The organism is Subtercola boreus (assembly GCF_003399625.1).
Classification (GTDB): Bacteria; Actinomycetota; Actinomycetes; order Actinomycetales; family Microbacteriaceae; genus Subtercola; species Subtercola boreus_C.
Genome location: NZ_NBXA01000076.1, coordinates 1 through 10279 on the forward strand (window position 1 = coordinate 1; position 10279 = coordinate 10279).

7 protein-coding genes are annotated in these 10279 nt (G+C 61.9%); 1 reads left to right on the plus strand and 6 read right to left on the minus strand.

Going from position 1 to position 10279, the window contains the following annotated elements:
- Positions 1–205: 205 nt before the first annotated feature.
- The 5 genes from B7R21_RS21065 to B7R21_RS19320 all read right to left on the minus strand — a co-directional run bounded on the left by B7R21_RS21065 (position 206) and on the right by B7R21_RS19320 (position 4444).
- Positions 206–583 carry a DUF3515 family protein gene (locus B7R21_RS21065; RefSeq protein ID WP_116284877.1) on the minus strand — a complete coding sequence of 126 codons (378 nt, stop codon included), beginning with the start codon at positions 581–583 and terminating at the stop codon, positions 206–208.
- Between the two features lie 97 nt (positions 584–680).
- A complete protein-coding gene (locus B7R21_RS19305) occupies positions 681–1127 on the minus strand; it encodes a hypothetical protein (RefSeq protein ID WP_172592300.1) in 447 nt (148 codons plus the stop codon).
- A gap of 81 nt (positions 1128–1208) precedes the next feature.
- Positions 1209–2195 (minus strand): hypothetical protein, encoded by a 987-nt coding sequence (locus tag B7R21_RS19310; protein ID WP_147305989.1) that lies wholly within the window; start codon positions 2193–2195, stop codon positions 1209–1211.
- A 105-nt stretch (positions 2196–2300) separates the two neighbouring features.
- On the minus strand, positions 2301–3701 hold the full coding sequence (locus B7R21_RS19315) for an ABC transporter permease (protein ID WP_116284880.1): 1401 nt from the start codon (positions 3699–3701) through the stop codon (positions 2301–2303).
- The gene (locus tag B7R21_RS19320; protein ID WP_116284883.1) at positions 3698–4444 is read right to left on the minus strand and encodes an ABC transporter ATP-binding protein; all 747 of its coding nucleotides are present in this window, start codon (positions 4442–4444) and stop codon (positions 3698–3700) included. The genes B7R21_RS19315 and B7R21_RS19320 overlap by 4 nt, the downstream gene beginning before the upstream one ends.
- An 801-nt stretch (positions 4445–5245) precedes the next feature.
- Here B7R21_RS19320 and B7R21_RS19325 point away from each other — a divergent pair.
- Positions 5246–7009 carry a CocE/NonD family hydrolase gene (locus B7R21_RS19325; protein ID WP_116284881.1) on the plus strand — a complete coding sequence of 588 codons (1764 nt, stop codon included), beginning with the start codon at positions 5246–5248 and terminating at the stop codon, positions 7007–7009.
- 471 nt (positions 7010–7480) lie between these two features.
- Here B7R21_RS19325 and B7R21_RS19330 read toward each other — a convergent pair whose 3' ends face one another.
- A complete protein-coding gene (locus B7R21_RS19330; protein WP_116284882.1) occupies positions 7481–8698 on the minus strand; it encodes an IS110 family transposase in 1218 nt (405 codons plus the stop codon).
- Positions 8699–10279: the final 1581 nt, after the last annotated feature.

Consider the following 10279-nt stretch of genomic DNA (forward strand, 5'->3'; position numbering starts at 1 on the left):
CAACCGCCGACGCCGCCAACGGGGCCTCGGCAAACTCACCCCCGTCGAGTTTGAGACAATTTACACAACCGCAAACGCGGCCTGAAAACCATCAACCCCCAGTGACAACCAAACTCTGGGCAGACCCATTCCGAGGGGTCAACACTTTGGCGGCGCCGTCGAAATGAATAGATAGTGCGCTCTTTGCGGGACCTGTAGCGGGATCTTATTTGCAGGCTGCGACGTCTTGGTCGGTCGGGGATGCAGCGATGGCTGTTTCTAGATCAGCTAGAAATGCCTGACCGCCTGTTTGGGTGCTGTTGATTACGACCTGAGTCACTGGTTTTCGGCCGTGGGTGGTCGCCGTCGTGAACGCCGGCTTGGAATCGTCGATGATCCACTCCACCGTACCGACCGGTAAGCACGGCAACGAGGTTGGAGGCTGTGCGGGAAGCCCGCAGGTCAACAGCACCGACGCAGGCGAACCCCACGCGGCGGCCGCTTGAGCGTTGGTCTCTCGAAGGTCCAAGCCTTCGAGCTTGTCCGGCAGACGCACCATCACCTCCGCGCATCCTGGGTCCGTCGCGTTCGGCGCAGCGTCCATCGCAACCGTCGGTGCGCAACCCGTGGCTAACAGGACACCGACGGCGCCGACGAGGTACGCAGAGGGGCGGCCAAGGGATCGGCGTCGCCTGCCGATTCTAAAGTTCACGGGCAGTAACCGTGGGGGCGTTTGACGGCTGCGCCAGCTTGATGAGAGCTGTTCCGGCGATGGTGCACCACGCAATGCCCACAATAGTCCACACCTTGCTGACGGTATCGGCAGCGGCGAGCTCCTCAACTGTTCCGATGGGAGTGCTCTCGCTATTCATCAAGGCGGAAAGTCCGTAGAAGAGGAGCGCAGGAATGAGGCCGGCCAGCGCGCCAGCCCACCACGTTCGCCGGCGGATGACACCAACGACGCCCGCTACCGCGAGCATGTAGAACAGCACAACAGGGAGAAGAACAATCACCGCGAAGGCCCTCCTCCCAATGGCGTCCGAAATCGTTGCTCCCGGACCCAAAAAACGATCCTGAAGTACGCCGACGACGGATAGCCCAGCAACTGTCACCACCGTGACGGCAAGGGAGTAAACGAACACGCGCACCACCTCACCATCGCACAGCTGGTGGAACAGAGCTACCGGAGTTGTTCTTGGGCCGATCTGATCAGTCAGTCAGGAGACTCGCTACGGCTGCTGATCGAGGCGGCGGAGAACGGCGCGAGGATTCCGCACAAGTTCAGCTAAGCCGGCGAGCTTCGACCCGAAAGCAGACGGGTCAGCCTGCAGGCTCGCATCGTCGAAGTGAACGTCAAACCGATCGCGAAGCCCAGCGGGCATCGCGAGAGCAACCTCTTTAGTCAACTTTTGAGCTTCGAGCGTGACTGCGGTAGGCAAAACCCGCCGCATCCGCTCCAGCGCATTCTTTGGTTCCGGAATGGGAAGAGACGCTGCGTGAAGTAGACGAGCCGAGGCCCTGCTCACCCACGGGTCTGCCGTTTCGACTGGCAGTGGAATAGGTATGCCTTGCACGGAATGGATGGCCTTCACGTTGACGGCGAGCGAGATACTCGATGGGTCTTCGCGCGTGTTCACGTATCGGTACACGTTGACTCCGGGTGTGCAAACTTCTTCCAGAACGACGTCGCCTACGAAGTTGGTGGGCTCCTTGTGAACGCCGGGCTCGATGATGCTTTCAGGGTGGAGCTGCACTCGGTAGAGATAGAACTGCTCGTGGGCATCGTCTTGGTCTGACATGCGTCTAAGCATGTTCTCTATCGCCGCTTCGTAGGTGCCCACGTGCAGCGCCTTTGCCAACTGGCCTTCAGCCCACCGTTCGAAGGATTTTCCGTCGGAGCCGACCGCGCGCATCCTCTCCTTGGTGACCTCAGTCAGACGAGAAATTGGATCAAGCGCTCGTGCGGGCCAGTTCGGCTCTGTGGAGGTGTGGTACCACGACATCTCCCGCACCTTCCCCTCTACATGCGAGGGGTCTTCTGGCCTTGCCCAAAAGTCGGGGCGATCCTCTGTTGAGGAATCGGTGCCGCACTTTGGGCAAACTTCTTGACCCTGGTCGAATAGCTCCAGCCAGTCCCCGGTCACGCGCCATTCGTGTCTGCAGGAGCCGCAACGCATCACGCGGAGACGTTCAAAGTCCACTTCACGCTCGATCACACGCCTAGCTTCACACCAAACAACAACAGTCGAAGGATCTCCGTCCCTCACGCCGACCACCAGCGGGTCGCCCGGGCGATCGATGTCGTCGTGAACTGTTCGATGTCAAATTTGGCGAAGCGCCTCGGCTGGCGGGATGCGGCTGGCACTTCGGCCCGGCACGATGGAGGCCAGCGCGGCGAAGATGATGGCGCCGCCCAGTACCGCGATCACGAAGGTGGGCGGTATGACAGGACCGGTGACTCCTTGCACGCCAAGGGTCGCGTTGGCTCCGACGAATCCGTAGAGGGTTCCGAGGATGATGCCGAGTACGGCGCCGATGATGGTGACGATCACGCTTTCGGTGAGGATCATTCCTCGAACCTGCCGGACGGTCATCCCCAGCGAACGGAGCATGCCGATTTCTTGGCGTCGTTGAATGACCGAGAGGGTCAGGTTGCTGCCGATGCCGATGATCGCGACCAGCACGGAGAATGCGGTGAGCGTGTAGACGACGGCCAGCATAACTGTCACGATCTGGGCGGCGCTCTCGCTTGCCTCCGTGTCGCCGACGTATCCGCGCACCTGCTCGAGGAACATGTTGCCAGCGACCGTGAACATGGTGATGAGGGTCACTCCGATCAGGACGGAGATGATAGTGCGAGACGCGCGTACAGTTTCCGTTCTAAGATTTGCGCCGGCCAGAGCGTACTGGCCGCCTCTCGGAAGGCGTCTCGTGAGCAGTTCGACGATCGGGGCGGCTATCGTGTGAGCGCCGACGACAATACCGACGATTGTGAGAACCCCGCCCGGGAACGCGATGAGGAGCCCCAGTGGTGAGACGGTCCCCGCGGTGAATCCCAACGCGAGCAGGCCTCCACCGGCCGAGATCATAGCAATCATCCAGAGCCGCCTCAGCCGTGTTTCGGCGGCGTGCTGCCGTGTGCTTTCGGCGCGATATCGCGTGGCGCCAGCGGGGGAGACCGTCGAGATCCGTTTGGCGCCGGCACTGGCTGATACCAGAGAGATCCCCACGCAGGCCACGGCTGGCACGAGGATGATCTGCCAGACCCAGGCGAAGCTGAGACCTGCACCGAAAATGGAGTTCACGATGAAGATCGCGCCTGCCGATACGGCGATTCCCAGTGCGATGCCGATTACTGTTCCGGCGATTCCGACGGCGAGACCATCGACACGTGACGCACGTCGCACCTGCCGGGAGGTCGCACCTATCAGCCGAAGGAGAGCGATGTCATTCAGGCGAGAGGCATAGGTGGTGGCGAAGGTACCCGAGATCACGATCGCAGCGGTGAATGCGGAGATTCCGAAGAAAACAAGGCCGACGGCGGTGAGCCCTACTTGCACCAGCGCGAACTCGCTCATGCCGCTCAAGGTGAGTGCTCTGGTGAACACTTCGATCGATTCCAGAAGGAGCACCGCGAATGCGGCGACGACGGCGACGGCTGCAACGCTAGCGGCGTAGCCGTTAGCGGATTCGCGAAGCGCTCTCAGCGCCCAGAGTCTCATCGGGCGCTTCTTTGCATCACGCGTGCGGCAATCTGTTCAGCGTTTCCACCGGCCCAGTCGTCAACGATGGTGCCGTCGAGCATATGCACCACACGATCAGCGATACTCGCAGTCTGCGGGTCATGCGTGATGACCACAACAGTCTGCTCAAATTCCTCACATGCCGACCGTAGTAACGCAAGAACCTCGGCTCCCGACGCACTGTCGAGGGCGCCGGTGGGTTCATCGGCGAAGATCACGTGTGGTCGGGTGGCGAGGGCCCGTGCTATCGCGACTCGTTGTTGTTGGCCGCCAGAAAGCTGGTGTGGGCGGTGGTCGAGCCGGTTCGCGAGGCCGAGACGGTCGGTCACTGTCGTGATCCATGCTGAAACTTCTGGTTCAATTCGCCGGCCAGCGAGCAGGAACGGAAGTCGAATATTTTCCAGGGCACTGAGTGAGGGAAGCAGATTGAAGGACTGGAAGACGAATCCCATGTGGGTGCGTCGGAGCTGGGTTAGGTCTCCGTCGCCGAGCTGTGTGATGTCCGTTTCACCAATCAGTACCTGGCCTGAGGTAGGCGAATCAAGCCCCGCGAGCACCTGGAGCAGGGTGGTCTTACCAGAGCCCGACGGGCCCATGATGGCGGTGACAGCGCCACCGACGATATTGAGGTCAACACTGCGCAGCGCGTGTACGGGGGAGTCGGCGTCGCCGAAGGTCTTGGTCACCTGTCTGGCCGAAACGGCAGGATATTCGAATGTCATAAAAAAACGATAGGTGCGGAACGCTCCCGGGCGCATCATGCTGAGGTACCCACCCCATCCGAACGCCTCATGCCGTGGGAGGATAGTTCGACCTTTTATGGTCCCGTAGTAGAACGTACTCCGCAGGGACAGCAAACCGATCGATCATCTCTGCGTCACGCCAAAACTGACGCTGGCTTGTGGTCGGATTGACCGAGACCAGCGCTACGGGGCGGCCAGTCCTGAGCTTCGGGAATCGATCGACGTGTCTGGTTTCCGCCCGGATCTTGAGTCACGTAGCTCGGCTCCGGAAAGGATCATCGACAGTCCCCAATGTTGGCTGACGGTGGGTGACGGGCAGTCGCGGTGCGCGAACCCGTGATTAAGAGCGACGCTTGCTGGTGACGGGAGTTACCCGCCCGATCAAGCACGCTGGGCGTCGGAAGAGCGAAATCGCTGTTGTTCTCATGGTTCCGGATCTCAGGCGGCATCGGCCGGGATCAGCGTCACCGTAGTACTGAGACGAATCGCCGCAAGCGCTTCGCGCCCTTTGACATTGCTAGGTGTCATGCGACCGGGGCCGTGCCGTGGGGCTGATATCGATTTTTCCCTAGATCTGTAAAGCCGATGGAACCGAACGTCGACCAGTTTCGACCGCGGGCAAAAGTCTTGACCCTGCCCTGAGGGCATGGGCTCTACTGAGTCTGAAGCAAGCTTCGCGCCCCGTGAATCCAGAGATCTGGCGCTCCTGCTTACCGTCGCCTTGACCCCACCCACACAACCTTCGACTCAGCCAGGTCGGCCAAACAGTAAAAGGAAAATATGTCTGCGCACACTTTCGCCATCCGAGCAATAGCGGCGACGTCCGCGTTGTCGCTGCTGCTCGCAGTCGGCATCATCTCGGCGGCGACCGCTTCAGCTGCCCCTCCCGAGAGCCCTCCCGCCGTCATCACCGCGTCCGGCGCCGTTGCCACGAACACCATCCCGGTGACGCACGCAGAGAATGACAGGGTTCCCGAGGGCGCGGCCTGGACACAGCACTACTTCCCATCTTCGGACGGATCTGACGTCGAGCTGCACTCTGACGTTCTGCTGCCGGAAGGTCTGGCCGCAGGCGAAAAGGTACCGGTAATCCTCTCGGTCGGGTCCTATTTCGGGCATTCGGGAGAGACGTCGGTCGAAGACTTCGAGCACACCGGCCCCTCCGATCGCTTCATGGACCTCATCGAGGGCACGGATCTCTTCGGGCGCGGGTATGCCCTCGTCATGGTCGATCTCCGCGGCTTCGGCGGGTCGACCGGATGCCTGGACTTCATGGGCGATGGCGAGCAAGCCGACGTCAAAGCGGCGATCGATTGGGCGGCGAGCCAACCGTGGTCGACCGGCGCCGTCGGCATGTATGGCAAGTCTTACGATGCGATCACCGGGCTCGTCGGTAACAACCTCGATCAGGATGCTCTCAAGGCCGTCGTCGCTCAGGCTCCGATGTGGGACCTGTACCGTTCCATGAGGTCCAATGGTGTGCCACGCTCACCGATCGTGGATACGTCCCGCAGCTACAACGACATCGCTACTCTTCCTCAGATGGCGGATGACGACAGTCGCTACCTGGCTAACGCGGCTTATGAGACCGCGAATCCTTTGTGCACCGTCGAGAACTCGGCCGGCTACCGCACCGCCGACCCTGATTCCGAATACTGGAAGACTCGCGACCTGGTCGAACATGCGAAGGGCACTGATACGCCGTTGCTCTTCACCCAGGGGTTACTCGAGTTCGTCACTGAACCCGACGGCGTCGAGGAATTCCTCGCCAATAACGAAGGGCCCGAACGCGGTTGGATCGGACAGTGGGGCCACTCTCGCGGCAACGACCGCGACGAAAACGGTCGGCTGATGATGGGCAGAGAGGGCTGGTTCGATGAGACGATGGCCCACTTCGACACATACCTCAAGGGAATCGAGCCCGCGGTGGACTACCCCGCGTTCGCCATCCAAGACAGCACGGGGAGCTGGCGTGCCGAGGACTCCTGGCCAGTGACGAATGCGTCCAGCACCATTTCGCTGCGCGGTGGTTCCTATGTCGACGATGGTGCAGAAGGAGACCCGGCAGTCGAGATGGGCAATAGCTTCACTCAGTGGTCCGAACCAGTCGCTGTGGCCACGAGAATCACCGGTCGGCCGGAAGTCACCCTGAAAACGAGAGGGAATGGCAACGTCATGGTGAATCTCTACGACGTCGCACCCGACGGCACCGCCGTCATGTTCGACGAACAGGTCTCCGTAATCAGCAAGGGCACGACGAGCTTCGGTCTGAAATCGACCGATTGGACTCTGGCGCCAGGACATACACTCGCGGTGAAGATCGGAACCATAGAGTCCGGCGCCGTCAGCAACTGGATCGACACTCCTACGAACGAGAAGATCCGAGTCAATCGCGCCGACCTTTCTATCGCGGTGAGCGACCCGGCATCGGACAATGCTCTCTCTGGCGCAGCGTCCACATTCCTGCCCACGTACGTGCTCATCTCCACCTCGAAACAGGACATCGGGTCTGCGACCTTCAAAATTCCGCCCGCGGCGGGCTGAGCAGCTTTTCGTCGTTATCCGCCCTGCAGGACCATCAAAGACTGAGAGACCTTCACTGAGCAGCACTGTGACCACCGAGCCTTCCCGTCTTCAGGATCCGCCAAGTCGGCCGGGTTGGCGAGAACTCATCGCCGGATCCGTTGTATACGTCGCGTCCTTCGCTGTCGTGGCCGTTCTTCTGCCCCTCATTTCGGAGGACAGCACGGCCGGTGTGGTGGGTCTTGCGGCGTCAGGGCTAATGGGGCTGATCGCCATGGCCAGTGCATCGCTAACCCGCCTACGAGGACTGAAAGCGTTCGGATTCCGTCGCGCAAGGCCGCTGCATCTCGTGGTCGGTGCGGCTCTCGGTCTCGTAGCCTTCATCGTCGGGAACATTGCCGCCGTTGCGATTGCGAGCATCGGAGGCGAAGTGCAGAACGCGCAAACGAGCTACCAGGCAGCCGCGACGGGGGGGGGGGGGCTATGTTTTTGTCAAGCGTTGAGTGGGTCGGGGGTTTGGTACATGGTCCCGTCGCGGAGCATGGCGTAGAGCACGTCGCAGCGGCGTCGGGCGAGGGCGATGAGGGCTTGGTTGTGGCGTTTGCCTTGGGCGATCTTGCGGTCGTAGTAGGCGCGGGACGTTGGGTCCCGGAGTGCTGCGAACGCGGACAGGAACAGCGCCCGTTTCAGGATCTTGTTCCCTCGCCGTGAGGGGTGCTCGCCACGGATCGAGGTCCCCGATCGCCTCGTTACGGGGGCGAGGCCTGCGTACGCGGCGAGGTGGCCTGAGGTTTCGAAGTGTTTGCCGCTGATCTCGGTGAGGAGCCGTGCTGCGGTCCTGACGCCGACTCCGGGCATGCTCGTCAGGACGGGCTGAAGAGGGTGGGCCTCCACGAGACGCTCGACCTCGGCGGCGATCTCTGCGCGTTGCCGGCGAAGCCCGGTGAGCTGCTCGGCGAGCCGTGGGAGCACTAGGCTCGCGGCGTTCGTACCGACCACGACAACGGTCTGCTCTGACAGGGCCTGACTGATTTCGGCGGCGAGGCGGCGACCCATCCGGGGTGCGAGTTTCACTAGCCGGTTCCCGAGCCGGGTCGGCCCGGCGGCCTTCATGGCTGCCGGTGATGGGTAGCGTTGCAACAGATCCAACACAGCAGGGTGGTCAAGGTGCGCACCGATCACCCGCTCGAGGGCGGGATGGATCTGGGTCAGCAGGCCCCGGATCCGGTTACTGGTCGCGGTCGCCTGCCCGACGACATCGTCGTCGAAACCGCAGAGCATCGACAGTTCGGCGACCTGTTCGTCAGCGAGCTGGATCGACCGTAGCGCGTGTGGCAGGGTCCGGGCTGCCTGGGCGATGATCGCGGCGTCCCGGGCATCGGTCTTCGCTTCCCCTGCGTGCAGGTCGGCGATCCGGCGCATCGCAAGGCCCGGCAGGTAACCCACGAGCACACCCTCGGCCTGCGCGACAGCGATCGGTAGCGCACCAATCGTCGCGGGCTGATCCACGACGAACAGCACCCGACCATGCTGCTTCAGCCCGCTGATGAGCTGACGCAGTTTCGCCTCATCGTTCGGCAGTGCCTTATCGAACGAGGTCTTCCCGGCCCGGCCCGGCCCGGCCCGGTCCAACGCGACCGCGTGATGCTCACCCTTGCCCACATCAACGCCGATGAAAACTTCGACCTGGTCATACCTCTCGATTGACATCGCTCCTCCGCTCGCTTTGAACGTTGGCCCAGCCAAGGGCGGTGAGTCTCAGCATCCACGTTACGAACGGCCTCAGCAAAACACTGTGGCCCAGCCCCTATCAGCGATCACTCACAGCCCAACCAGACCCCGGTGACAACACCCCCCGGATCATCAACGACTGGGGGCAACAATCATGCCGAGGCCCGGCAGGCCAACACCATCAAGAATGTTCCCAAGACGGCTACAAAGAAAGTAACGGGGGGAGTCACCGCACTGGTATTAACCGTCATTATGGATCGATAATCACGCCGATCGGGGAGGAGGCTTTCTTCCGGGGCGTCATCGCCGCGGCCACGACCGTCTGTCTGCGGGCTCTTCCGTCGTCGCACGGAACAATGCCGAGCCCGCCCTGAGGGGATCATACCCGAGCCTCCCCGCGGAGGGGCGCAGTTCTCCGCCAGCGCATCGGGCATTGTGGCGACCGCCGCCATCTCGGCTTCCGTCGTCTTCTCTCAGCCACGCACTTCGACATGCAGCTTCTCGGCGTGGTGTTGGCCGTGTCTCTCGTCGAGGGCTTGACTGTCAAGTATGCCCACCGCGAGTGACCTGAGCTGGTGGTAAAACGACCTGAACGCCACCCTCGCGCCCTAAATAACGGTGACCATTCCGACCGCTCCCGTCCAGGGCGTGGCCCGCGTGCATGTGTGCCTGATGATTGTCGGCTGCTTCCTCGCTCTCATTTCGCCTGGCTCATCCTCTTCGACCGCAACGCGGCCGCGCTCACCGACGACATCATCTGACGAGAACATCAGTTTCTCCGGGCGGGGTCAGAAAGACCCGTCTTGAAGAACGTGCCGTCGATCAGGAATCCGGGAACCGCGCCGACGGGCAGCTGCTTGACGGCCGTTCCTTCACACATCCAGGCGTCGAACCCGGATGCGTGACCTCAGACGGCTTGATAGCTGAATCACTTCGCTGATGACGTGGAACAGCCCTACCGCGAAGACGACGACATAGATGAGTTGCGCGAGAATCAGCCCGAGTTAGAGCGGAGCTTGCAACCAGCGGCTGAAGAAGATGAGGTAGCCGACCCCCTTCGCCCAGGCGCGTTGAGGGCGCCAGTTGCGGGTGGTCCGAGAATTGGGGTCCATCCCACCCCGGTCGGATTCGACTTGAGTATTGACTGCGCCTCGATCACACGCCCCGATCTGGATGCCAGCGGACTTCGCGGATGAGTTGCCCGACCGAGCACAAGGGTCGCTATGTTGGACGAGTCGTCAGCGCCGAGCTAGGGGGTGGATCTGCGTCGCTTTCGGAGCCTCGACGCGGCGTCGATGAGCAGGAGCAGCAGGCCGATTGCGCCTGCCGGCTGGCCGACGAGAATGAGACGCCCGCACCGATGTTCCAGTCGGCAGCATCGAAGTGTCGACGAGCAGCTTTGGACTCGAGCGCTGCCACTACGTCACTGCCGGTGACGGCGCTCAGCGAATTTCCCCAGTCCTGCTCGTTGAAACTCCCCAGGTCGCGGGGTTAGGTTAGCGCAGGTTTGTGCCGGTGGTGATGCGGCGTAGTTCGTCGGATGCTGCGGTGTGGTTGCGG

Bases quoted from the DNA above. Each gene is read 5' to 3' on its own strand.
- B7R21_RS19325 (WP_116284881.1), top strand. From the start codon at position 5,246: ATGTCTGCGCACACTTTCGCCATCCGAGCAATAGCGGCGACGTCCGCG.
- B7R21_RS19320 (WP_116284883.1), bottom strand. From the start codon at position 4,444: ATGACATTCGAATATCCTGCCGTTTCGGCCAGACAGGTGACCAAGACC.
- B7R21_RS19330 (WP_116284882.1), bottom strand. From the start codon at position 8,698: ATGTCAATCGAGAGGTATGACCAGGTCGAAGTTTTCATCGGCGTTGAT.
- B7R21_RS21065 (WP_116284877.1), bottom strand. From the start codon at position 583: ATGGACGCTGCGCCGAACGCGACGGACCCAGGATGCGCGGAGGTGATG.
- B7R21_RS19315 (WP_116284880.1), bottom strand. From the start codon at position 3,701: ATGAGACTCTGGGCGCTGAGAGCGCTTCGCGAATCCGCTAACGGCTAC.